This is a genomic window from Edaphovirga cremea, from assembly GCF_003332275.1.
GTDB classification, from domain to species: domain Bacteria; phylum Pseudomonadota; class Gammaproteobacteria; order Enterobacterales; family Enterobacteriaceae; genus Edaphovirga; species Edaphovirga cremea.
Genome location: NZ_QOVA01000005.1, coordinates 129,974 through 153,485, shown reverse-complemented (window position 1 = coordinate 153,485; position 23,512 = coordinate 129,974). Strand labels below are relative to the sequence as shown.

The window sequence follows — 23,512 nt, the reverse complement described above, 5'->3', positions numbered from 1 at the left end:
CATACTTCACGCAATAACTCGAACTATTCAGGGTATGGATAGGAAGTTTTACCTCAAAAAAGTTATATAGGAATCCTACGATGGATGAACAACTGAAGCAAAGTGCGCTTGATTTTCATGAGTTCCCGGTTCCAGGCAAAATCCAGGTTTCTCCGACCAAGCCTCTCGCGACTCAACGCGATCTGGCATTGGCTTACTCGCCGGGTGTGGCTGCGCCTTGCCTTGAAATCCAGAAAGACCCTTTGGCAGCCTATAAATACACTGCCCGGGGCAATCTGGTTGCGGTTATTTCCAACGGGACAGCCGTGTTGGGGTTGGGGAATATTGGCGCATTGGCCGGTAAGCCTGTCATGGAAGGAAAGGGCGTTCTGTTCAAGAAGTTCGCTGGGATAGATGTGTTCGACATTGAGATTGATGAGCTCGATCCCGATAAATTAATTGAAGTCATTGCGGCGCTTGAACCTACTTTTGGCGGTATCAATCTGGAGGATATCAAGGCTCCGGAGTGTTTCTATATTGAGAAAAAACTGCGTGAGCGCATGAAGATTCCGGTCTTCCACGATGACCAGCACGGTACAGCGATTATTTGTACTGCGGCGGTGCTCAACGGCCTGCGCGTAGTTAAAAAGAATATCTCGGACGTTCGTTTGGTGGTGTCAGGGGCTGGCGCATCGGCGATTGCCTGTCTGAATTTACTCGTGGCGCTAGGGCTGCAACGTCACAATATTACTGCCTGTGATTCACGCGGCGTTATCTACAAGGGTCGCGAAGAGAATATGGCAGAAACGAAGGCCGCTTACGCCATCGAAGATAATGGCCAGCGTACTTTGGCGGATGCTATCCCTGATGCGGATATTTTCCTGGGTTGTTCGGGTCCCGGTGTTCTGAAACAAGAAATGGTGAAGACCATGGCAAGGGATCCGCTGATTCTGGCGCTGGCCAATCCGGAACCTGAGATTCTGCCACCGCTGGCGAAAGCCGTGCGCCCAGACGCCATTATCTGTACCGGTCGTTCTGATTACCCCAATCAGGTGAATAACGTGCTGTGCTTCCCGTTCATTTTCCGTGGGGCGCTGGACGTGGGGGCGACCACGATCAACGAAGAGATGAAGCTGGCATGCGTGCGGGCCATTGCAGATCTGGCGCTGGCAGAGCAGAGCGATATCGTCGCGTCTGCCTATGGTGATGAAGAACTGGCATTTGGGCCGGATTACCTGATTCCAAAACCTTTTGATCCACGTCTGATCGTGAAGATAGCGCCGGCAGTGGCCAAAGCCGCGATGGATTCCGGTGTGGCGACGCGTCCGATCAAGGATTTTGATGCCTACATCGAGAAACTGAGCGAGTTTGTTTATAAAACCAACTTGTTCATGAAGCCGATTTTCTCCCAGGCGAAGAAAGATGCCAAACGCGTCGTTCTGGCTGAAGGTGAAGAGGAACGGGTTCTGCATGCGACCCAGGAGTTGGTTTCACTCGGCCTGGCATTCCCGATCCTGATTGGCCGCCCAAATGTGATCGATATGCGCTTGAAAAAGCTCGGGTTGCAGATCGAGGCGGGCAAGGATTTTGAAATCGTGAATAACGAGTCGGATCCGCGCTTCAATGAATACTGGAGTGAATACTATAAGATCATGAAGCGCCGTGGCATCTCGCAAGAGCAGGCACGTCGTGCGGTTATCAATAATCCGACGCTGATTGCGGCAATTATGGTGTTGCGCGGTGAGGCGGATGCCATGATCTGCGGTACCGTGGGTTCTTATCACGAGCATTATGAGGTTGTAGAGAAAGTCTTCGGTTTCCGTAAGGGCGTACACACGGCGGGAGCGATGAACGCGCTGTTGTTGCCAAGCGGCAACACGTTTATCGCCGATACCTATGTCAACGACGATCCGACGCCAGAGGAACTGGCCGAGATTACGCTGATGGCTGCCGATACGGTACGCCGTTTTGGTATCGAGCCGAAAGTCGCGCTGTTGTCGCACTCCAGTTTTGGTTCGTCCAACAGCACTGCTGCCTGCAAAATGCGCAAGACGCTCGAACTGGTGAAAGCTGCTGATGCAAATCTGGAAATTGATGGTGAGATGCATGGCGATGCGGCATTGGTTGAAAGCATTCGCAATGACATTATGCCGGACAGTCCACTGCGGGGGGCGGCCAATATCCTGATAATGCCGAATATGGAAGCGGCACGTATCAGCTATAACCTGCTGCGGGTTTCCAGTTCAGAAGGGGTGACCGTCGGACCTGTGCTGATGGGCGTGTCGAAACCAGTACACATTCTGACTCCGATTGCGTCGGTTCGTCGCATTGTGAACATGGTGGCACTGGCCGTGGTGGAGGCGCAGACCCAGCCGTTGTGAGGATCAAAAGCGTGAGATAAGCGGGTGTTGCAAATGCCCGCCGTTATCATGGAGTGGGGCTCCCCGTAAGGGACTCCACTCCATTTCATTTGGCTGCGAAACAGCCTGAAATCAGGATTTGACCTGCTGTAACCACTTATCCAGTTCATTGGCAAACTGCTGGCGATCGCGCTGGTTCAGTGCGTTTGGACCACCAGTCTGAATACCACTTGAACGCATGGTATCCATGAAATCCCGCATATTCAGTCGTTCGCGAATAGTATCAGGCGTATAGCGCTCACCGCGTGGATTCAGCGCCACGCCGCCTTTTTCGATAACTTCTGCCGCCAGCGGAATGTCGCTGGTGATCACCAAATCCCCTGGCTCTACGCGCTTGACTATCTCGTTATCGGCGACGTCAAAACCCGCGTCCACCCGTAATGTACGGATATAACGCGAAGGCGGTGTGCGGATGATCTGATTGGCAACCAGCGTCACCATCATTGCCTTTCTGTCGGCGGCGCGAAAAATAACCTCCTTAATCACATTCGGACAGGCATCCGCATCAACCCAAATCTGCATTTTCGTCTCCTGGCTGTCGGTTATCCTTCATAACATGCGCATCACCAGGATCCGCACTTTCAGCAAGCCAATCTTTTACCGGCAAGAAATCGCGGTACAAGGCGGCTTCTGCGCTGTCAGGCTGTGGCTGAAAATTATACTCCCAACGTACCAGCGGCGGCATCGACATCAGAATGGATTCTGTGCGGCCCCCCGTCTGCAAGCCAAATAATGTACCGCGATCCCACACCAGATTGAATTCGACATAGCGTCCACGGCGGTAGAGTTGAAACTGGCGTTGTGCCTCGTTCCAGGCCAGTGATTTACGTTTTTCAACGATCGGCAGATAGGCGTCCAGAAAACCCTCGCCGACGGCGCGGGCGAAAGCAAAACAGTGATCAAAATCAGGCGTATTCAGATCGTCGAAAAAGAGACCACCAATGCCGCGGGCCTCCTGACGGTGTTTGATGAAGAAATAGTCGTCACACCATTTTTTGTAATGCGCATAGACGCCCTCGCCGAAAGGCTGGCAGATCTGCTGCGCGGTGCGATGCCAGTGAATCGCATCTTCTTTGAAGCCATAGAACGGCGTCAAATCAAACCCACCACCAAACCACCAGACGGGATCTTCACCCGGTTTTTCCGCGATCAAAAAACGCACATTGGCGTGGCTGGTGGGGACGAAAGGGCTAAGAGGATGAACCACCAGAGAAACGCCCATCGCCTGAAAGCTGCGACCGGCCAGCTCTGGTCGATGGGCGGTCGCTGAAGGCGGCAGGGAAGCGCCCGAAACATGAGAAAAGTTGACGCCCGCCTGTTCGAAAACGGCTCCCTGAGTCAGCACGCGGCTGCGACCACCACCACCTTCTTCACGCAGCCACTGATCCTCGGCGAATTGTGCTTGTCCATCGACAGCCGCAAGTTGCTGGCAAATGTGCTCTTGCAGCGCAAGCAGGAAGGTTTTGACCTGGGAAATATTCGGCTGACTCATAAGCGAAACTTTTATTATCTCTGTTTTGACAAGCTGCGCAGTATACACCCAAAGCATAGGGAGATGCAGGTGGGCAGCATTAGCGCGGTTTCCGTTCGTGAGCGTCGAAATAGGCAAAGAAATTGACGATACCTTCCCCAATCGCGCTGGCGATTTCCTGGCGGAAGGCACTGGTACCCAACAACTGCTCTTCCTGATGATTGGTGATAAACGATGTCTCAACCAGAACCGACGGAATTGAAGGGGATTTCAATACCGCAAATATGGCCGGGATCAATCATCACTATTTTGCGGGCATTGGCTGGCTTTGTTGCCTTTTTTACGGCTGTGGAATGGGAAATGGTTTGCTGGGCAAGGGCCAGCCGGTTGCCTGACAGGCCAAAGGCCATACCCAAACCTGAAAGTAGAAGTGTCCGGCGTGATGAAGAGGTGTGAAGAGGACGAAAATCCTGAAATGCCTGTTTATGCTTTTCCATCAACCAGAGACCTTTATACCTTCCCAACGTACCTGGCGTTGCCTGAAGGCAGCATGCAAATGCGCAGGGTAAAACGCGGGAATATCGTGATGTTATATAGCAATGGCTGCCATTGATCGACTGGTTAACTATTGCTGTTTATTAATAATATTTCTCATTTGAAAAGGTAAGTGTCTGTGGCGCAAAAAATTGGCGCTTTGATATTGCGTCTCGGGCAGATCACGCGATAATCAGGATATAACTCATTAATGGCGGCGAACAGCTATGGAAATCCGAGTCTTTCGGCAAGATGATTTTGAAGAGGTGATTACGCTGTGGGAGCGTTGCGATCTTTTACGTCCCTGGAATGACCCGGAAATGGATATTGAGCGCAAGCTGAACCACGATCCTGAGTTGTTTTTGGTTGCCCAGGTCGGGGGGGAACTGGTGGGCACCGTCATGGGCGGCTACGATGGTCATCGTGGTGCAGCCTATTATCTGGGCGTGCATCCCGACTTTCGCGGCAGGGGAATCGCCAATGCCTTGATCAGCCGTCTGGAGAAGAAACTTATCGCCCGCGGCTGCCCGAAAATCAACATCATGGTGCGCGAAGATAATGACGCCATACTGGGGATGTATGAAAAGCTGGGGTATGAGATTCAGGACATTATCAGTCTGGGCAAACGGCTGATTGAAGATCAGGAGTATTGATCGCGTTCTTGCTGAACCAGGCCATGAGCACGATGACATGAACAAGATAAGTCGTGCGGTGAAGCGCGGGCCGGAACTGCCTTACGCCACCGCCGCTGGGTGAGTCCAACGGCGGGGCAGGCAGCATTTATTGGATGATTGTCACGTTCTTCACATCAACTTCCACTGAATTCCAGTCTTTATCCACTTCGCCTTCAATCCGTACTTTATCTTTGGGCGTCACGGTCTGACCGTTCCAATGTTTGTCATCAATATCCACTTTCAGCGTCCCTGTGCTGTCACGGAAAATATAGCTGTCGTTGCCGGTACGTTGGTCGATATACCCTTCCAGCATGACCCAGGTGTCATCACGCATCGTATTAACGTCCTTTACCGTGCTCAGGCTGGTGGTGGGGCCTGAAAAACCGCCCTGGGTCTGCTGTTGTCCTTGCGGGGTCACTGGGTCCAGGAAGCCGCCTTTCTGGGCGAAAGCTGATGTGCTACACAGGACAATCAGGGCTGCCAGCGTTATTTTCTTCATCATGAGATCGTTTCCTTTTGATTGACATTTACCCATCATACTTCAAGCTGCTGGTGCGTTGACCGTGCTCTTGCCGCGTTATTCGCGCCTAAAGGGGCCGCTGCAACTCGAACTATTTCGGATATGGCGTGAGTTTGGGAGCTGCGACGCTGATGTCGACCTCCTTATCTGTGTGAGGTCTATTAGAACGGAAATTAAGTGCCAGTATAATTGAATAGCGCCAGCAATGTTGGCTGATGGCGCATGTTTGGCTCGTTAACCTGAGAGGATTGAGGTGTGTCGTACCGTTTTACACCTGAGGATTACAATTCGCACGGTATGCTGCGTCTGCCGTTATGGTTCTGGGGCATTCTGATCCTTCAGGCGCGAACCTGGCTACTGTTTGTGATGGCTGGTGCTTCCCGCGATCAAGGCAATACACTGCTCGCGCTGTTTTATCCCGATCGCCAGAGTTTTTGGTTGGGCATTGCGCTCGGGCTTCCTGCCGCATTGTGCTTTCTGCTTAGTGGCCGACGGCATCTGTGGCCCAAAAGCTGGCGATGGGTGTATGGCGTTATGTTGCTGGGGCTGCTGCTGACCCTTGGGTTACAGGTGCTTAATATAGGGCAAAATAGCGATCAGCCTTCGCTCATCGATATTGTTCTGGCCCTGCTTGATGTGGCCGCGTTGGCGTACTGGTTACTTAGCCAGCGTTTACGGGCGGTGTTCCAGCCAGCAGAATAAAAAACACCAAAGAAAGATTACGGCACTTTTGTGTCCTGTTGAACTCAAAGAGCCGGATACTACGATGCTGCACCCGATATTAAGGAGTGATTGAGATGACTATCCGTCCGCTATTGCTGACGTTACCGCTGTTATTGACCGGATGCTCGACCTTGTCGAATTTTTCCTGGTCGAGTTTGTCCCCCTTCAACTGGTTTGGCGGCAGTAGTATTGAGGTCACCGACAGCGGGGTGGGTGGAATAAATGCCAGCACCCCCTTGAATCAGGACGCTCTGGAAAAAGCGCTGGACGGTAACTATCGCCTGCGCAGCGGCATGGCAACCAACGATGGCAAGATTGTCTCTTTTTACCAGGCGATGACGGATAAAGAGGTCAAGTTGGTGATCACGGGTCAGGAGAAGGGAACGGTGCAACGCGTGGATGTTCTTGATGAGAACATTGGCAGCGAATGGGGCGTGAAGATTGGCGCACCGTTCAGCGATCTCTACACCAAAGCCTTCGGCTCTTGCGAAAAAGCACAGGGTGATGATGCGGATGGCGTGGAGTGCAAAGCGCCGCAGAGTCAGCGGGTCAGTTACATTTTCAGTGGTATCTGGCACGGACCGGAGGGGCTCATGCCCTCTGATGATGCCTTGAAAGACTGGAAGGTGACTAAAATCGTCTGGCGTGCCAACGCCAGCCAGTAAATTTCCCCGCATTACCTTGCCTGTTCAGGGACAATCGTCACGATTGCTTTGAACAGGCCGCGATAAATTGCGCTGCCGCAAGTCAATCTTTTCCGCTTCAGGTATTATATCGTCGATGAGACATCACGCCTATTATGCTAATAAGGAAAAGAAGATGACACAGGTTCAGAGCGGCATTCTGCTTGAGCACTGCCGTTTTGCCATTTATATGGAAGCCACGGTTCAGGGAGAGTTTGATGCCATTCGTCAGGGGTGCAAAAAATTCTGTCAGGCTCTTGGCGATATACAGCAAAAGTTTCCCGACGACAAAGTAGGGGCGGTAATCGCCTTCGGTTATGACGTTTGGCACGATCTTTCATCTGAGCCAGGCGCCAAAGAGTTGAAACCCTTCACCCCGTTAGGCAAAGGTCTGGCACCTGCGACGCAGCGTGACATGCTGATCCACATTCAGTCGCTGCGCCATGACGTCAACTTCGTACTGGCGCAGGCGGTGCTGACCGCGTTTGGCTCGGCTATTCATATCGAAGAGGAAACCCACGGTTTCCGTGCAATTGAAGATCGCGATCTGAGCGGGTTTGTTGACGGCACAGAGAACCCGAAAGGTGAGAGCCGTCATGAAGTGGCGATTATCAATGAAGCGGGGCCTGATGCCGGGGGGAGTTACGTGCTGACCCAGCGCTGGGAACACAATCTTCGCCAGTGGTCGCGCTTCACCGTTGAGCAGCAGGAATTGGTGATTGGCCGGACAAAACTCACGGATGAAGAGCTGCCTGCCGACGTGCGCCCGGAAACGTCGCATGTGGGGCGTGTTGATCTGAAAGAAGACGGTAAGGGGCTGAAGATCCTGCGCCAGAGTCTGCCGTACGGAACGGCCAGCGGCAAACATGGGCTGTATTTTATCTCTTATTGCGCGCGCCTGTATAACATCGAAAAACAGTTGTTGAGCATGTTTGGTGAACTCGACGGCAAGCACGATCAGATGCTGCGCTTTACCCGTCCGGTGACCGGCAGTTACTTCTTTGCTCCCTCGCTGACCCAGCTTCTGTCACTGTAAAAACATTCAGCCCGTCCCAATCCGGGCTGAATGCGCTTCTTACGCAGATGTGCGGCCTGTCACATCTGCATTGCTCCCCAACGACAACGCCCAGCCGCTCTGGCTTATAGCATTTGATGCTTGAAAATCACTAAATAGTATATAAAAGCGTTACTGTTCTGCATCAAGTTATAAATACACTGGTAACCATAAAAGGATCGGATGAGGGCTATCCGATGATGGATTCCAGAAAAAAGGTGCAGAATGAAACTAACGTTAGTGAAAGGCTGGTTGCTCCAGGGATGTGTTACCGCTGCCTTGCTGGCAAGTGGATCGGTATCCGCCACTGAATTACTCAACAGCTCGTATGATGTTTCGCGCGAGCTGTTTACTGCACTTAATCCTCCTTTCCAGAAACAGTGGCAGGAACAGCATAAAGGCGACACGCTGACCATCAAGCAGTCGCATGCGGGTTCTTCCAAACAGGCTCTGGCGATCTTGCAGGGGCTGAAAGCGGATGTCGTCACCTATAACCAGGTTACGGATGTGCAGATTCTGCATGATCGTGGCAATCTGATCCCGGCTGACTGGCAGGCGCGTTTACCTAATAACAGTTCCCCGTTCTATTCGACGATGGCTTTTCTGGTGCGCAAAGATAACCCGAAAGGGATCCACACCTGGAGCGATCTGACCCGCAGCGACGTGAAGCTGATTTTCCCTAATCCGAAAACTTCAGGTAATGGCCGTTATACCTATCTGGCTGCCTGGGGCGCATTTAGTCAGCAAGATGGGGGCGATCAGGCGAAAACCCGTGACCAGATGCAGCGTTTCCTGAAGAACGTTGAAGTCTTTGATACCGGCGGTCGCGGTGCCACCACCACGTTTGTTGAGCGTGGACTCGGCGACGTGCTGATTACCTTTGAATCCGAAGTGAACAATATCCGTAAGCAGTACGGTGAAGACAAATATGAAGTCATTGTTCCTCAGGTAAACATTCTGGCGGAATTCCCGGTGGCGTGGGTCGATAGCAACATAGAGAAAAATGGTACCGAGGAGGCAGCAAAAGCCTATCTGAAATATCTCTATAGCCCACAGGCGCAGCAGATTATTACCAGTTTCTACTATCGCGTGTATGACCAAAAAGCGATGGATGCGGCAAAGGGCCAGTTCCCGGACACCAAATTATTCAAGGTGGATGACCAGTTTGGCAGTTGGCCTGATGTGATGAAGACCCACTTCGCCAACGGCGGTGAGTTGGATAAATTGTTAGAGCAGGGACATAAGTAATGTTGCTGGCGAGTAAGCGGGTATTACCGGGGTTTACCCTCAGCATGGGCAGCAGTTTGCTCTACGTCTGCCTGATCCTGTTGTTGCCACTGAGCGCGCTGGTGATGCAGCTTGCCCAGATGAGCTGGTCACAATATTGGGAAGTGATCACCAATGAGCAGGTGGTCGCGGCCTATAAAGTCACTCTGATATCCGCAGGCGTCGCCAGTCTGTTCAATGCATTTTTCGGTATGTTGATGGCCTGGATCCTTACGCGTTATGAGTTTCCGGGTCGCAGCCTGCTGGACGGATTGATGGATCTGCCCTTTGCCCTGCCAACGGCCGTTGCTGGCCTGACGCTGGCGGGATTGTTCTCCACCACCGGCTGGTACGGTGAATGGCTGGCGCAGTTTGGCATCAAAGTGTCTTACACCTGGCTGGGGATTGCCGTCGCGATGGCATTTACCAGTATTCCGTTTGTGGTCCGCACCGTTCAACCCGTGTTGGAAGAATTGGGGCCGGAATATGAAGAGGCCGCCGAGACGCTGGGTGCTTCACGCTGGCAGAGTTTTCGCCGCGTCGTGTTACCCGAAGTTGCCCCCGCGCTGCTGGCCGGAACCGCACTGTCATTTACCCGCAGTCTGGGTGAGTTCGGCGCAGTTATTTTCATCGCGGGCAATATCGCCTGGAAGACGGAAGTGACTTCGCTGATGATTTTTATCCGCTTGCAGGAGTTTGATTACCCGGCGGCAAGCGCCATCGCCTCGGTCATTCTGGCGGCGTCACTGGTGCTGTTGTTTGGCATCAATACCTTGCAGAGCCGGTTTGGCAAGCGTCTGGGAGGGCATTAATGGCCGACGTATCCGTATTTAATGGCGCAACCCGCCCGCGTTTTGACTGGGGTAAATGGTCGCTGATTGCGCTGGGCGTGGTGATTTCCGGCCTGTTTCTGCTGGTGCCGCTGATTGCCATCTTTGTTACCGCGTTTTCCAGCGGGGCCGCGGTGGTCTGGCAGAATTTGCAGGATCCGGATATGTTGCACGCGATCTGGCTGACCGTACTGGTGGCGCTGATTACCGTGCCGGTGAACCTAGTCTTCGGTGTGACCCTGGCCTGGTTGGTGACGCGATTTAATTTCCGTGGCCGCCAGTTGCTGTTGACGCTGATCGATATTCCTTTTGCCGTCTCACCCGTGGTTGCGGGTTTGCTGTATCTGTTGTTTTACGGTACCAACGGGCCGGTTGGCGGCTGGCTCGATAGCCATAACATCCAATTGATGTTTGCGTGGCCGGGTATGGTGCTGGTTACGGTTTTCGTTACCTGTCCGTTTGTTGTTCGCGAACTGGTTCCTACCATGCTGAGCCAGGGGAGTCAGGAAGATGAAGCGGCAATTTTGCTGGGTGCCTCCGGCTGGCAGATGTTCCGCCGCGTTACGTTGCCGAACATCCGCTGGGCGCTGCTGTACGGCGTGGTGCTGACCAATGCCCGGGCGATTGGTGAGTTTGGTGCAGTTTCGGTGGTTTCCGGGTCGATTCGCGGTGAGACCTACACGCTGCCGCTGCAAGTTGAATTACTGCATCAGGATTACAACACCGCTGGCGCCTTTACTGCCGCTGCGCTGTTGACCCTGATGGCGATCGTTACCCTATTTCTGAAAAGCGGCCTGCAATGGCGTTTGGCTCGCCATAACAGTCGTCTTGAACAGGAGGAAAGAAATGAGCATTGAGATTAATAAAATCAGTAAATATTTTGACCGCACCAAAGTGTTGAACGATATCTCGCTCGATATTCCTTCTGGTCAGATGGTGGCACTGCTGGGACCGTCCGGTTCCGGTAAAACCACGCTGCTGCGTATCATTGCAGGTCTGGAGCACCAGAACAGCGGTCAACTGAGCTTTCATGGCAAAGACGTTACCCGACTGCATGCCCGCGATCGTCAGGTCGGGTTTGTTTTCCAGCACTACGCGCTGTTTCGCCACATGACGGTTTTCGACAATATCGCCTTTGGTCTGACCGTGTTACCGCGCCGCGAGCGACCCAATGCCGCAGCGATTAAACAGAAAGTGACGCAACTGCTGGAAATGGTGCAACTGTCGAATTTTGCCAACCGCTATCCTTCACAACTTTCTGGCGGTCAGAAGCAGCGCGTTGCGTTGGCTCGCGCACTGGCCGTGGAACCGCAGATTTTACTGCTCGACGAACCGTTCGGGGCACTTGATGCCCAGGTGCGTAAAGAGCTGCGCCGCTGGCTGCGTCAGTTGCATGAAGAGTTGAAATTCACCAGCGTCTTCGTGACCCACGATCAGGAAGAGGCCATGGAAGTGGCCGATCGCGTGGTGGTGATGAGTCAGGGGAATATCGAGCAGGTCGGCACGCCAGACGAAGTGTGGCGCGATCCGGCAACCCGTTTTGTGCTGGAATTCCTCGGTGAAGTTAACCGGCTCAGCGGCGAGATCCGTGGTTCGCAACTTTATGTCGGCCCGCACCATTGGCCGCTGGAATATGCGCCGCTGCATCAGGGCGACGTCGATCTGTTCCTGCGTCCGTGGGAGATGGAGATCAGCACCCAGAGCAGTACCCGTTGCCCGCTGCCGGTACAGGTGCTGGAAGTCAGCCCGCGCGGCCATTTCTGGCAATTGACCGTTCAGCCGGTTGGCTGGCATCAGGAGCCGATCAGCGTGGTTTTGGCTGAAGATGAGAGCGCCCCGGCACCGCAGCGCGGCAGCCGTTATTACGTGGGCAGCCTCAATGCGCGTTTGTATGCGGGCGATCAACCGTTACAACCTGTTGCGTTAGCGCAAACTGCCTGATAATTTTGGAGCACACAGTTCGCGAGGGCGGCCCTGGGGTCGCCCTTTTTCATGTACGACACTTACCGAAATCAGGCAGCAATCGTGACAACGTTGGAACAATGCATTGGCAATACGCCGTTAGTTAAATTACAACGTTTGGCTCAAGGACTGGAAAGTGAAGTCTGGGTCAAACTGGAAGGTAATAATCCCGCTGGTTCGGTGAAGGATCGCGCCGCGTTGTCGATGATCCAGCAGGCTGAATTACGCGGTGAGATCGTACCGGGTGATACCCTGATCGAGGCGACCAGCGGTAATACCGGTATCGCGCTGGCGATGATTGCTGCCATGAAAGGCTATCATCTCAAATTATTGATGCCAGAAAATATGAGCCTGGAACGACAAACGGCAATGCGTGCCTATGGTGCCGAACTGTTGCTGGTCAGTCGGGAAGTAGGTATGGAAGGTGCGCGCGATCTGGCACGGGAGATGGAATTGGAGGGGCAGGGCAAGGTGCTCGACCAGTTTAACAATCCTGATAACCCACTGGCGCATTTCACTACCACTGGACCCGAAATCTGGCAGCAAACCGCAGGGCGGATCAGCCATTTCGTTTCCAGTATGGGCACGACGGGTACCGTGACGGGCGTGAGCCGTTATCTGAAAAGTCAGAATCCATCGGTCACGGTGGTTGGGCTGCAACCGGCGGAAGGCAGCAGCATTCCGGGTATCCGCCGTTGGTCGCCCGCTTATCTGCCGGGAATTTTCCAGCCAGAGCTGGTGGATGACGTACTGGACATCACTCAACTCGAGGCGGAGCAGACTATGCGTCTGCTGGCGCAGCGGGAAGGGATTTTCTGTGGTGTCAGTTCGGGCGGTGCCGTTGCTGGCGCGTTGCGGATTGCCAAGGCCAATCCGGGCGGCGTGGTGGTGGCGATTATTTGCGATCGCGGCGATCGTTATCTCTCGACCGGCGTCTTCGATCAGTAATTCTGAACGCGTCTCTTCATCTGACCAGAAGAGACGCGTCTGTTTTATTCCCTTTCCAGTGCGTGAATCGGATCCATTTCGGCAGCGCGTTTTGCCGGGAAAAAGCCGAAAATCACCCCAATCAGACTCGAACAGACGAAAGCGGCAACAATCGACGTCACCGAATAGACCATCGCGAAACTGCTGTTTAACTGGCTGAACAGCACGCCAATCAACAGTGAGAGCAGCACGCCCAGCAAACCACCCAACAGGCAGACCAACACCGCTTCGATCAGGAATTGCTGCATGATATCGCTGGCGCGCGCGCCGACTGCCATGCGTACCCCAATTTCCCGGGTGCGTTCCGTCACGGACACCAGCATGATGTTCATCACCCCGATACCGCCAACGATGAGCGAGATTAACGCGATCATAGACACCAGCAACGTCATGGTATTGGTGGCGCTTTCAATGGTCTGGCGAATGCTGTCGGTATTCATCACGAAAAAATCTTTGGTGCCGTGACGTTGGGTCAATAGTTTCGTCACACCGTCTTCAGCGACGCTGAGGTTAATATTGTCTTTCACCCGCACGGTGATGCTGCTGAGATACGACTGACCGATCATGCGCTTCATCGCGGTGCTATAGGGGATCCAGACGTTGAGGTTTTCGTCACTGCCAAAACCGCCCTTTTTTTTCGTCGCCACACCGATGATCCTGCTCGGTAGCGATCCCAGTAAAATCACCTGGCCGATGGGGTTTTCACCGTTGAGGAACAGTTTATCGCGGGTGTTTTCATCAATGACCGCTTCCTGCATCAGGTTATCGACGCTGGCGCGATTGAAGGCCATTCCCTGATCGATCGTATAATCGCGTACCTGAAAATATTGTTCACCTACGCCGTTGACCATGCCAGAAACGGACTGGCTGCTAAAGCGCAGCGTGGTGCTTTTCGAGACGCTCGGTGTGACGCTGTGCACATAGCCCTGCTGCGCCAGCGCGGTGGCGTCACTGGCCCGCAGGGTTTGGATCGCGGCGGAACGCATGTCGCCAAAATCTTTTCCGGGGAAAATCTCCAGCGTACTGGTTCCCATCGCGTTGATGTCCGACAGGATTTTTTCCTGCGATCCTTTCCCCAGCGCCACCACCGACACCACCGAGGCGATACCGATAATGATGCCCAGCATGGTCAGGAAAGTACGCAATCGCTGAGAGGACATCGCCAGCAGCGCCATTTTGAACGCATCACTGAAGCGGTCGCGCTGCGCTTGCCAATGGCTGCCCGCCCGCTGATTTTTCTCTGCCAATCGTGTCGTTTTAGGGCGTGGATTTTCCTGCGGATGAAGACGATCGTTAATTATCTCGCCGTCGCTGATCTCGATGATCCGCTCTGCGTGCTGCGCAACCTGCATGTCGTGGGTCACAATCACGATGGTGTGTCCCTGCGCATGCAGATCCTTCAGGATGGAGATCACTTCATTGCCGCTGTGGGTATCCAGTGCGCCAGTTGGCTCATCGGCCAGAATCACTTCGCCACCGTTGATCAGCGCTCGCGCAATACTGACGCGCTGCTGCTGTCCGCCCGACAACTGACTGGGCCGATAGGTGAGACGCTCGGTCAATCCAAGACGGGTCAACAGTGCAGCCGCACGCTGTCGGCGGGTATCACGCGCCTTACCTGCATAGATGGCAGGAACTTCCACATTGCCCTGTGCGGTCAGATCGCCGAGCAAGTGATAGCGTTGAAAGATGAAGCCAAAGTGTTCACGGCGTAGCTCCGCCAATTGATCGCTATTGAGATCGCGGGTAATTTTGCCTGCGACGCGGTATTCCCCCGACGTCGGTTTATCAAGACAGCCGAGCAAATTCATCAGTGTGGATTTGCCTGAACCTGAGGCTCCGACAATCGCCACCATTTCACCGGCGTTGATCGTCAGATTGATATTTTTCAGAACAGTAATGGTCTGTTCACCCGCCAGAAATTGACGGGTGATTCCCTTTAGCTCAAGCAGGGGACGGGCATCCGGCTGGTTCATTACATACCCCTCGGTGGACCCATATGCCGCATGCCAGCGGCTGTCGTGCTGCCCTGACTGACAATCACCTGTTCACCTTCCTGAACGCCAGAAAGTATCTGCGCATCAACATTGTTATTGATCCCGACGTTGACCGTGCGGCGGCTGATATTGCCTTTCGCATCCACCACTTGCACCGTGGTTTTCTGGCCGTCATGATCCAGCGCCGTGGCGGGCACCACAATCGCATCCTTTTCGCTCTGCAAGATGATATAGACCTGCGCAGTCATGGAGATGCGCAGCACGCCATCCGGGTTTGCCACATCAAACAGGCCGTTGTAGTAAATGGCAGTAGACGTGGACGAACTGCTGGAACTGGAACTTAACGACGTTGTGGTGTCGTCGTTAATCGAGTCCGGCGCAGGTTCAATGGCCCTCAGTGTGGCGCTGTATCGTTTCTCTGGCTGGCCGAGAATGGTGAAATAGACCGGCATACCGGTTTTTACCTTGATCACGTCGGCTTCGGAAATCTGCGCTTCGATGGTCATGGTATCCAGGTGTGCCACTTTGATGATGGTTGGCGTGCTTTGCACGGCGTTGACCGTTTGCCCCTCTTCAACGGGAATGGCTACCACCGTGCCATCAATGGGCGAACTGATCTTGGTGTACCCCAGATTGAGCTGAGCCGTGCTCACCGCGATTTGTGCCTGGGCGATCTGGGCTTCCAGCGCTTTAATGTCAGCCTGCGTGGCATCAAACGTGGCTCTGGCACTGTCGAAATCAGCCTGAGCACCCACACCTTTCGCCAGAATCTTGCCCTGGCGTTCAAAGGCCAACTTGTCGTTACGCAGCATCGCTATTTTGGATGCGTGCTGAGCCTCGACATTCTTCAGCGCGGCTTCAGAATCTTTCAGGCTGTTCTGCTGGGTCAGGTCATCAATTTCGGTAATCAACTGACCTTTTTTCACCTTATCACCCAATGCAACATGCAACACCTTGATTTGCCCTGAGACCTGCGCGCCCACGCTGACCTGTTTTTGTGCCTCAATCGTACCATCAGCCAAAACGGTTTGTTCCAGGTTGCGTTTTTCTGCCACCGCAGTGATGTAACCCGTTAACGGCTTGGCTGAAAATACGTGGTAGGCATAGGCTGCGGCACCTATTATCACGATAAGCAGGATGATAATGCCCCAACGCCTGGATGATGTGCCTCTTTCCATTGTGATTCACCGATCTCCGTAATGCTGACTAACGCCAAAAATGAGAAACTGCAGATATCAATTTACCGTGCTTATTATACGGGAGCGATCTAGGTATCTTCATGAATGTGTAAAAATTGAGTAAAAGCAGCTGCGCCGCTCGGTAAGAGGGGTAAAAATGATAAAAATACGCATAGTGAGACCATAAAATGAAAATTCTGCTAGTCGATGACGATCTCGAGCTTGGCACCATGCTCAGTGAATATCTGATCGCCGAAGGCTTCAATGCCTCTCTGGTGCTGACGGGGAAGGCAGGCATTGATGGCGCGCTGTCGGGAGAGTATACCGCAATGATCCTCGATATCATGCTGCCTGATATGAGTGGGATTGATGTATTACGTCAGGTGCGCAAGAACAGCCGCCTGCCCATCATCATGCTTACGGCAAAAGGCGACAACATCGATCGGGTCATTGGACTGGAGATGGGGGCCGACGACTACGTGCCTAAACCCTGCTATCCACGGGAATTGGTTGCGCGCCTGCGGGCCGTATTGCGTCGTTTCGAAGAGCAGCCAGAAGTTCGTTCCGCTTCGGCTCCCGTCAATTACGGTGACCTGACCCTGAATCCGTCAACGCGCAGCAGTGGATGGCGGGGCAAGGAGTTTGAACTTACGGCGTCAGAATTTAACTTGCTCGAATTGTTGCTGCGTTCGCCAGAGCGCGTGGTCTCCAAGGATGAATTGTCAGAGAAAGGCTTGGGCAGACCGCGTGAAGCCTACGATCGTAGTGTGGATGTCCATATCAGCAATATCCGGCAGAAACTGCTCACGTTGCCGGGCGCTGAAGCCCTGACTATAGAAACGGTGCGCAGCATCGGCTACCGGATTCGGTAATTGCATGCGCGGACGCTTATTCTGGAAAATCCTGCTGGGTTTCTGGCTGACGTTTGTCGCCATGACCCAGGTCTTGTGGGTGGTATTCACCTTCTACGACAATAATCATGAGCCACCGGAAAGCGGTATCGCAAGGCGGTTCGTCAAACTGCAAATCACCTCGGCGATCTCAACATTGAAAACCGGCGGCATGCCCGCGCTCAATGCAATGATGGCGGACTGGCCGGAGGATGATAAACGCTATTTTTCGGTCTCGACATCCATGCTCCCCGCCGAGGGAGAGAAACTGACTTCCCTTGCGCCGGGGAAAATCCCTAATGAAATTGTTGAGTTTGTTCAGGGGCCCAATGGGCAAGGGTATCGGCTGCGCTACGATGTTGAAGGTCTGTTGCACGAATATCGTCGGGAGCCGCCGCACAATATTCTGAATATTCCGTCGCCATTGCTCTGGATCGGCGCGCTGGGCGGATTGTTGTTAAGTACCGTGCTGGCGTGGAACCTGACCCGTCCGATGCAAATGCTGCGTGATGCTTTTGACCGCGTGGCGCAGGGCGATCTGTCGGTCAGGCTTTTTCCGAGTATGCGACGGCGGCATGACGAACTGACCTTCGTGGCACGGGATTTCGATTCGATGGCCGAACGTCTCGAGGTTCTGGTTCGTGCCCGTGAGGAGCTACTGCATGATGTCTCGCACGAACTGCGTTCGCCGCTGGCTCGACTGCAACTGGCAATCGGTCTGGCGCGGCAAACGCCCAAAAATGTCGAAAATTCACTGCAAAGAATTGAGCATGAGGCTGGGCGGCTGGATAAGATGATTGGCGAACTGCTGGCGCTCTCGCGTGCTGAAAACAGCACTATCCCCGATGAGGAGTATTTTGACCTGCTGGGGCTGGTGGATGCCGTCGTCAATGATGCGCGCTATGAGGCGCAGATCCCTGGAGTCGATATCATTCTTCAAGCGAATGAAGGGCAAGAATATACCGTAAAGGGAAATGCCGAGTTGATGCGCCGGGCGGTGGACAATGTGGTGCGCAACGCTCTACGCTTTTCGGTGAAAGGGCAGAGCGTAACGGTGTCGCTGGCAACGGTCGATCATCAATTCCAGATTGATGTTGCCGATCAGGGGCCGGGTGTTGAGGAGAGTAAACTCTCAAGTATTTTCGATCCCTTTGTAAGGGTGAAGTCACCGCTGTCGGGCAAAGGTTACGGTCTCGGGCTGGCAATCACCCGAAAAGTGATGCTGGCGCACAATGGTCAGGTCGATGCACGCAACGCCGTTCCCCACGGTTTGATCATCAGTTTGCGCGTGCCGCAGTGGCGGGGCTGACAAAAAAAACGGCACCCGCGGGTGCCGTTTTTCCGTCGCTCAGTAATGCTTACTTTCTGATGCGAATAATTGGGGTTTCGCCCACGGTCACGCTGCCGGTCAGTTTGATCAGCTCTTTGATCTCGTCCATGTTGGAGATAACAACCGGAGTCAGGGTCGACTTGGCTTTCTCTTCCAGCAGGGCCAGATCAAATTCGATCACAACATCACCTTTCTTGACACGTTGACCTTCTTCAGCGATGCGTTTGAAGCCTTCGCCTTTCAGTTCAACGGTATCAATACCGAAGTGAACAAACAGCTCGATGCCGCTGTCGGATTCGATAGAGAAAGCATGGTTGGTTTCAAAGATTTTACCGATAGTTCCATCAACCGGCGCAACCATTTTGTTGCCCGCAGGTTTAATGGCAATACCGTCGCCTACGATCTTCTCAGCAAACACTACGTCCGGCACATCTTCAATATTGACGATCTCACCAGAAAGAGGAGCAACGATCTCGATAGTACCCGTGTCTTTCTTATCATCAGAAACCAGAGATTTCAGTTTATCGAACAAACCCATGATCTTCTCCTAAGCAATAATTTGGGCGGCGTTCCAGCTAATGGAATCAGCAGAGTGTCTTTTCTTCAATGAACTTGTTGACCAGATTCATCAGCTCTTGCGCCGTCGGCTGAGCAAGTGCTTCATTGGCCAACGCCTTCGCATCTTTGAAATTCGTGTTACGAATGATTTTCTTGATGCGCGGGATCGAAATAGCACTCATGCTGAACTCATCTAATCCCATGCCCAATAACAGCAGTGTAGCACGTTCATCGCCAGCAAGCTCACCACACATACCGGTCCACTTGCCATGCGCATGAGATGCATCAATGACCTGTTTAATCAGTGCAAGCACTGAAGGAGACATAGGGTTATAGAGATGAGAAATCAGCTCATTGCCACGATCTACTGCCAGAGTATACTGCGTAAGATCGTTTGTCCCAATACTAAAGAAATCTACTTCTTTCGCCAAGTGGTGTGCGATGGTTGCCGCCGCTGGCGTTTCAACCATTACGCCCACTTCAATGCTTTCGTCGAAGGATTTGCCTTCTGTTCTCAACTGACTCTTCAGCAGTTCAAGTTCCGTGTTCAGTTCACGCACTTCTTCAACGGAAATGATCATCGGATACATGATACGCAGTTTGCCAAATGACGATGCGCGCAGGATGGCACGTAACTGTGCGTGAAGAATCTCTTTGCGATCCAGACAGATACGAATTGCACGCCAGCCGAGGAATGGGTTCTCCTCTTTCGGCAGATTCATGTACGGCAGTTCTTTGTCGCCGCCGATGTCCATGGTACGAACGATAACCGCCTGTGAACCCATAGCTTCAGCCACAGCCTTGTAGGCCTGGAACTGCTCTTCTTCGGTTGGCAGGGAATCACGATCCATGAACAGGAATTCTGTACGGTACAGACCAACACCTTCAGCGCCATTGCGCTCTGCACCGGCAACGTCACGCACGGTACCAATGTTGGCACAGACTTCAACCTGATGTCCGTCCAGGGTAATCGCTGGCAGATCTTTCAGTTTGATCAGATCGTTCTTTTCAGTAACGTACTGATTTTGAACTTTTTTTAATTCATCAATAACGTCAGCAGTAGGGTTGACGTAGATTTTATTGTTAACGGCATCGAGGATCAGGAAATCGCCATTTTTAACTTGCTTGGTGACGTCGCTGGTACCCACAATCGCTGGCAACTCAAGGGAGCGGGCCATGATTGACGTATGCGAGGTCCGGCCACCCAGATCGGTAATAAAGCCCAGAACCTTGTTCAGGTTCAACTGCGCGGTTTCTGACGGGGTCAAATCGGTCGCAACCAGAATGACTTCATTCTGAATGGCACCGAGGTCAATAACGGGCATATCGAGAATATTACGCAATAGGCGTTTGCGGATGTCACGCACGTCAGCCGCACGTTCTTTCAGATAGGGATCCTCGATACTTTCCAGCTCTTCGATCTGACCTTGAAATATGTCAAAAACAGCAGCATCAGCAGTGACTTTATCCTTCTTGATTAGGGCTATGATATCCTGCTCAAGCTCTTCGTCTTCCAATAGCATAATATGGCCTTCGAAGATCGCTGCTTTGTCTTCTCCCAAGGTTTCGCCAGCTTTGGTTCTGATCGTTTCCAACTGGGTGGAGGCTTTCGCCCTGCCATTAAGGAAACGTGCGACTTCCTGATCGAGGTGATCAGCAGAGATTTTTTTCCGGTCGATGACAATTTCATCTTCTTTCAGTAAGAGTGCCTTACCAAAAGCAATGCCCGGTGATACTAATATGCCTGAAATCATAACCCTACCTTACTGTTGACTGGTTTAACTCAAAATACCGGGCTTGTTATTCAAGCTCTGCCATCAGTTTTACCAAGTGTTCAACGGCCTTCTTATCGTCTTCACCTTCAGCAGTGATGGTCACCACAGTGCCCTGGGTCAGACCCAGCGTTTGCAGTTTAAACAGGCTCTTGGCGCTAGCGCTTTTACCGTTAGAGGTGACGGTAATATCAGAAGTAAAGAGTTTGGCTTCTTTCACAAACTGTGCAGCAGGGCGAGTGTGCAGACCATTTGGAGCAGTAATCGTAACTTCTTGCTGGAACATTATGTTTCCCCAACTATTGGTTTAATGTTATTGGCTAAAGTTTAGCTTAGGTGTCCAACTTTAGCCTGTATAGTAGCGCCTGACCAGGGGTCGGGGGCGCGGTCCGATGCAACAGGAAACAAAATAAAGCGCAAGGTAGGGTAAAACACACCCACACGTTTAGAGGTTTCCAACCTGCAACCCATTATGCCGCTTTTTTCTGTCATGTAACAAATCAGTAAATCGATTCAGCATGAACAACGACCGGGATCAGATTAATTTCGTGCATCGAAATAATTGAACGGTTAAATACTAAACCTGGCGGGTAAAATCAATCTTCAAGTGGTGTAAACTTTGACTCAGTCCACAAAAAAGCACCCCGAAAGGTGCTTAATTAGCCGTTTGACAGCATCTGGCATTATTGTTGCAGTTCTTTCTCAGTGAAAAGATCGGCAAATAACGCGGTGCTCAAATAGCGCTCACCTGACGATGGAAGAATAACCACAATTGTTTTGTTGGTAAAGTCCGCTTCTTCTGAAAGTTTGACCGCTGCGGCAACGGCGGCACCGGAAGAGATACCCGCGAGAATTCCTTCTTCATCCATCAATCGACGGGCATAACTGATTGCTTCGTCGTTGGTGACCAGGGAAACACGGTCAATCAGATCCAAATCGAGGTTGCCCGGAATGAAACCGGCACCGATACCCTGAATTTTGTGTGGGCCAGGCTTGAGTTCCTGGCCCGCCAATGCCTGGGTAATAACCGGCGAATCAGCTGGCTCTACAGCAACCAGTGTTACCGCTTTGCCCTTGGTATTTTTCAGGTAGCGCCCGACACCGGTCAGGGTACCGCCGGTACCGACGCCAGCGACGAAGACATCGATATCGCCATCGGTGTCTTCCCAGATTTCCGGGCCGGTGGTTTGTTCGTGGATTTGCGGGTTGGCGGGATTGCTGAATTGCTGCAGGATCAGATAACGATCGGGATCGGAAGCCTGAATTTCTTCAGCTTTGGCAATGGCCCCTTTCATGCCTTTCGCACCTTCGGTCAACACCAGATTCGCTCCCAGTGCTTTCAGCAGCTTACGGCGTTCCACGCTCATGGTTTCAGGCATGGTTAACGTCAGTTTGTAGCCGCGCGCTGCTGCCACAAAAGCAAGTGCGACACCCGTATTACCACTGGTCGGTTCTACCAATTCTTTATCTGCAGTCAGAACACCGCGTTTTTCAGCGTCCCAAATCATGTTGGCACCGATACGGCACTTCACGCTGAAACTTGGGTTGCGGGACTCGACTTTGGCCAGAATGCGTCCATTGCCAATACGGTTGAGGCGAACCAGCGGGGTATGGCCGATTGTTAAAGAATTGTCTTCATATATCTTGCTCATCATCTGTCCTTTAACTGTCTGAAATTTTAGGGAGTCTGGAAAGCATACGCTATCAATTCTGGCAGGGAAGTAAGGAATTGTTATATCGATATGTTATTAGGCAATAAGTTTTGTGCACAAGGGGAAGGGGGATTCACCCGGAAAATAACCCAGACAAATCCCCGGAAAATCTAGCGAACCGCCGGTGAACAGGTGTTGCGGTAGCGATCGACCCACATGGCGGTCGCGCCACAGACGGCAACGGGCATGATGACCAGATTCAGGATGGGAATCATGGTAAACACGCTGATCAGGGCACCAAACTGCAAATTATCCACTTTGTTTTTGCGCAGTGCACTGCGCATTAACGGAAAACTGACCTTGTGGTTATCAAAAGGATAATCACAATATTGGATGGCGAGCATCCAGGCACTGAACAAGAACCACAGCACTGGCGCGACGGTTTGGCCGATCCCTGGAATAAAGTAGAGCACCAGCAGCACAATCGCCCGCGGCAGGTAATACATCAGCTTCAGCCATTCACGCTTCATAATGCGCGGTAAATCTTTAACGATTCCCAGTATTCCGCTGTCTGGCAAAGGGTTGCCGCTGAGTTGGCCTTCAAGTTGTTCTGCCAATAATCCGTTGAACGGCGCAGCAATCCAGTTGGCAATCGTGCTGAACAAATAACTGAATACCAGCAGGATGGAAATCACCGCGATGGGCCAGATCAAATAGCTCAACCACTGTAACCAATCGGGCACGCGATCCATGATGGCGGGGATCCACTGGCCCAATTTTGAAAATAACCACCAGAAAGCACCGCCCATCAGCAGAATATTGATCAATAATGGCATAATGACATAGCGTTTGATGCCCGGTAGTGAGAGCAAACGCCACCCTTGGGTGAAATAATGAACACCGTTGTGGTGGGGAAAATCTTGTGATGATGCAGACATTAAGCAAATATTCTCTCGGACTCTGATAGATCCGACTATCATATCGTTATGATTTTCCACTGGCTAGAGGACATTTGGATGAAAAAACAGCAAA

Annotated in this window: 23 protein-coding genes and 1 pseudogene; 12 read left to right on the top strand and 12 right to left on the bottom strand. The window is 52.5% G+C overall.

Features of this window, described 5'->3' with window-relative positions; genetic code table 11:
• The first annotated feature begins 80 nt into the window (after positions 1 to 80).
• A complete protein-coding gene (gene maeB, locus DRI82_RS09365) occupies positions 81 to 2,360 on the top strand; it encodes an NADP-dependent oxaloacetate-decarboxylating malate dehydrogenase (RefSeq protein ID WP_114193229.1) in 2,280 nt (759 codons plus the stop codon).
• Positions 2,361 to 2,471: 111 nt separating this feature from the next.
• Here maeB and DRI82_RS09360 read toward each other — a convergent pair whose 3' ends face one another.
• The 4 genes and pseudogenes from DRI82_RS09360 to DRI82_RS24020 all read right to left on the bottom strand — a co-directional run bounded on the left by DRI82_RS09360 (position 2,472) and on the right by DRI82_RS24020 (position 4,367).
• On the bottom strand, positions 2,472 to 2,921 hold the full coding sequence (locus DRI82_RS09360) for a YaiI/YqxD family protein (protein WP_114193228.1): 450 nt from the start codon (positions 2,919 to 2,921) through the stop codon (positions 2,472 to 2,474).
• Positions 2,905 to 3,891, bottom strand: a complete 987-nt coding sequence (gene hemF / locus DRI82_RS09355) for an oxygen-dependent coproporphyrinogen oxidase (protein WP_114193395.1) — start codon at positions 3,889 to 3,891, stop codon at positions 2,905 to 2,907. Before hemF ends, DRI82_RS09360 begins: the two co-directional genes overlap by 17 nt.
• A 79-nt stretch (positions 3,892 to 3,970) precedes the next feature.
• A pseudogene (locus DRI82_RS09350) lies at positions 3,971 to 4,159 on the bottom strand (N-acetylmuramoyl-L-alanine amidase); the annotation flags it as partial.
• Positions 4,110 to 4,367 (bottom strand): hypothetical protein, encoded by a 258-nt coding sequence (locus DRI82_RS24020; RefSeq protein ID WP_170138691.1) that lies wholly within the window; start codon positions 4,365 to 4,367, stop codon positions 4,110 to 4,112. The gene DRI82_RS24020 and the pseudogene DRI82_RS09350, both read right to left, overlap by 50 nt.
• 264 nt (positions 4,368 to 4,631) lie before the next feature.
• Between DRI82_RS24020 and DRI82_RS09345 the strand changes: the two genes are divergently transcribed.
• The gene (locus DRI82_RS09345; RefSeq protein WP_114193227.1) at positions 4,632 to 5,057 is read left to right on the top strand and encodes a GNAT family acetyltransferase; all 426 of its coding nucleotides are present in this window, start codon (positions 4,632 to 4,634) and stop codon (positions 5,055 to 5,057) included.
• Between the two features lie 127 nt (positions 5,058 to 5,184).
• Here DRI82_RS09345 and DRI82_RS09340 read toward each other — a convergent pair whose 3' ends face one another.
• A complete protein-coding gene (locus DRI82_RS09340; RefSeq protein WP_211317647.1) occupies positions 5,185 to 5,577 on the bottom strand; it encodes a YgiW/YdeI family stress tolerance OB fold protein in 393 nt (130 codons plus the stop codon).
• Positions 5,578 to 5,895: 318 nt separating this feature from the next.
• Here DRI82_RS09340 and DRI82_RS09335 point away from each other — a divergent pair, with 318 nt between their 5' ends.
• The 8 genes from DRI82_RS09335 (at position 5,896) to cysM (ending at position 13,064) form a co-directional block, all read left to right on the top strand.
• A complete protein-coding gene (locus DRI82_RS09335; protein ID WP_114193394.1) occupies positions 5,896 to 6,300 on the top strand; it encodes a DUF2919 domain-containing protein in 405 nt (134 codons plus the stop codon).
• Between the two features lie 95 nt (positions 6,301 to 6,395).
• Entirely contained in the window at positions 6,396 to 6,986 is a 591-nt protein-coding gene (locus DRI82_RS09330; protein ID WP_114193225.1) for an RpoE-regulated lipoprotein, read from the top strand.
• Between the two features lie 154 nt (positions 6,987 to 7,140).
• A complete protein-coding gene (locus tag DRI82_RS09325; protein ID WP_114193224.1) occupies positions 7,141 to 8,040 on the top strand; it encodes a Dyp-type peroxidase in 900 nt (299 codons plus the stop codon).
• A 243-nt stretch (positions 8,041 to 8,283) separates the two neighbouring features.
• The gene (locus DRI82_RS09320; RefSeq protein ID WP_114193223.1) at positions 8,284 to 9,306 is read left to right on the top strand and encodes a sulfate ABC transporter substrate-binding protein; all 1,023 of its coding nucleotides are present in this window, start codon (positions 8,284 to 8,286) and stop codon (positions 9,304 to 9,306) included.
• Positions 9,306 to 10,136 carry a sulfate/thiosulfate ABC transporter permease CysT gene (gene cysT, locus DRI82_RS09315; protein ID WP_114193222.1) on the top strand — a complete coding sequence of 277 codons (831 nt, stop codon included), beginning with the start codon at positions 9,306 to 9,308 and terminating at the stop codon, positions 10,134 to 10,136. Before DRI82_RS09320 ends, cysT begins: the two co-directional genes overlap by 1 nt.
• Positions 10,136 to 11,011: a sulfate/thiosulfate ABC transporter permease CysW gene (gene cysW, locus DRI82_RS09310; protein ID WP_114193221.1), complete on the top strand. Its 876-nt coding sequence runs from the start codon at positions 10,136 to 10,138 to the stop codon at positions 11,009 to 11,011. The genes cysT and cysW overlap by 1 nt, the downstream gene beginning before the upstream one ends.
• Positions 11,001 to 12,095, top strand: coding sequence for a sulfate/thiosulfate ABC transporter ATP-binding protein CysA (cysA, locus tag DRI82_RS09305; protein ID WP_114193220.1), 1,095 nt, complete (start codon positions 11,001 to 11,003; stop codon positions 12,093 to 12,095). Before cysW ends, cysA begins: the two co-directional genes overlap by 11 nt.
• An 84-nt stretch (positions 12,096 to 12,179) precedes the next feature.
• Positions 12,180 to 13,064 (top strand): cysteine synthase CysM, encoded by an 885-nt coding sequence (gene cysM / locus DRI82_RS09300; RefSeq protein WP_114193393.1) that lies wholly within the window; start codon positions 12,180 to 12,182, stop codon positions 13,062 to 13,064.
• 44 nt (positions 13,065 to 13,108) lie between these two features.
• Here cysM and DRI82_RS09295 read toward each other — a convergent pair whose 3' ends face one another.
• Both DRI82_RS09295 and DRI82_RS09290 read right to left on the bottom strand, forming a co-directional pair.
• Positions 13,109 to 15,079 (bottom strand): MacB family efflux pump subunit, encoded by a 1,971-nt coding sequence (locus tag DRI82_RS09295; protein ID WP_170138693.1) that lies wholly within the window; start codon positions 15,077 to 15,079, stop codon positions 13,109 to 13,111.
• The gene (locus tag DRI82_RS09290; protein WP_114193219.1) at positions 15,079 to 16,278 is read right to left on the bottom strand and encodes an efflux RND transporter periplasmic adaptor subunit; all 1,200 of its coding nucleotides are present in this window, start codon (positions 16,276 to 16,278) and stop codon (positions 15,079 to 15,081) included. Before DRI82_RS09290 ends, DRI82_RS09295 begins: the two co-directional genes overlap by 1 nt.
• 188 nt (positions 16,279 to 16,466) lie before the next feature.
• On the opposite strand from DRI82_RS09290, the gene DRI82_RS09285 reads away from it, so the two are divergent.
• Both DRI82_RS09285 and DRI82_RS09280 read left to right on the top strand, forming a co-directional pair.
• Positions 16,467 to 17,150 (top strand): response regulator transcription factor, encoded by a 684-nt coding sequence (locus tag DRI82_RS09285; RefSeq protein ID WP_114193218.1) that lies wholly within the window; start codon positions 16,467 to 16,469, stop codon positions 17,148 to 17,150.
• Positions 17,151 to 17,154: 4 nt separating this feature from the next.
• Positions 17,155 to 18,477 (top strand): ATP-binding protein, encoded by a 1,323-nt coding sequence (locus DRI82_RS09280; RefSeq protein WP_114193217.1) that lies wholly within the window; start codon positions 17,155 to 17,157, stop codon positions 18,475 to 18,477.
• Between the two features lie 49 nt (positions 18,478 to 18,526).
• Here the strand turns inward: DRI82_RS09280 and crr are convergent, their stop codons facing one another.
• The 5 genes from crr to cysZ all read right to left on the bottom strand — a co-directional run bounded on the left by crr (position 18,527) and on the right by cysZ (position 23,418).
• Complete coding sequence (gene crr, locus DRI82_RS09275) at positions 18,527 to 19,036, bottom strand: PTS glucose transporter subunit IIA (RefSeq protein ID WP_114193216.1); 510 nt, start codon at positions 19,034 to 19,036, stop codon at positions 18,527 to 18,529.
• 46 nt (positions 19,037 to 19,082) lie between these two features.
• On the bottom strand, positions 19,083 to 20,810 hold the full coding sequence (ptsI, locus tag DRI82_RS09270; protein ID WP_114193215.1) for a phosphoenolpyruvate-protein phosphotransferase PtsI: 1,728 nt from the start codon (positions 20,808 to 20,810) through the stop codon (positions 19,083 to 19,085).
• A gap of 46 nt (positions 20,811 to 20,856) precedes the next feature.
• Positions 20,857 to 21,114 carry a phosphocarrier protein Hpr gene (gene ptsH, locus DRI82_RS09265; RefSeq protein ID WP_114193214.1) on the bottom strand — a complete coding sequence of 86 codons (258 nt, stop codon included), beginning with the start codon at positions 21,112 to 21,114 and terminating at the stop codon, positions 20,857 to 20,859.
• A 397-nt stretch (positions 21,115 to 21,511) separates the two neighbouring features.
• Positions 21,512 to 22,480 (bottom strand): cysteine synthase A, encoded by a 969-nt coding sequence (cysK, locus tag DRI82_RS09260; protein ID WP_114193213.1) that lies wholly within the window; start codon positions 22,478 to 22,480, stop codon positions 21,512 to 21,514.
• 170 nt (positions 22,481 to 22,650) lie between these two features.
• Positions 22,651 to 23,418, bottom strand: a complete 768-nt coding sequence (gene cysZ, locus DRI82_RS09255; RefSeq protein ID WP_114193212.1) for a sulfate transporter CysZ — start codon at positions 23,416 to 23,418, stop codon at positions 22,651 to 22,653.
• Positions 23,419 to 23,512 lie beyond the last annotated feature (94 nt).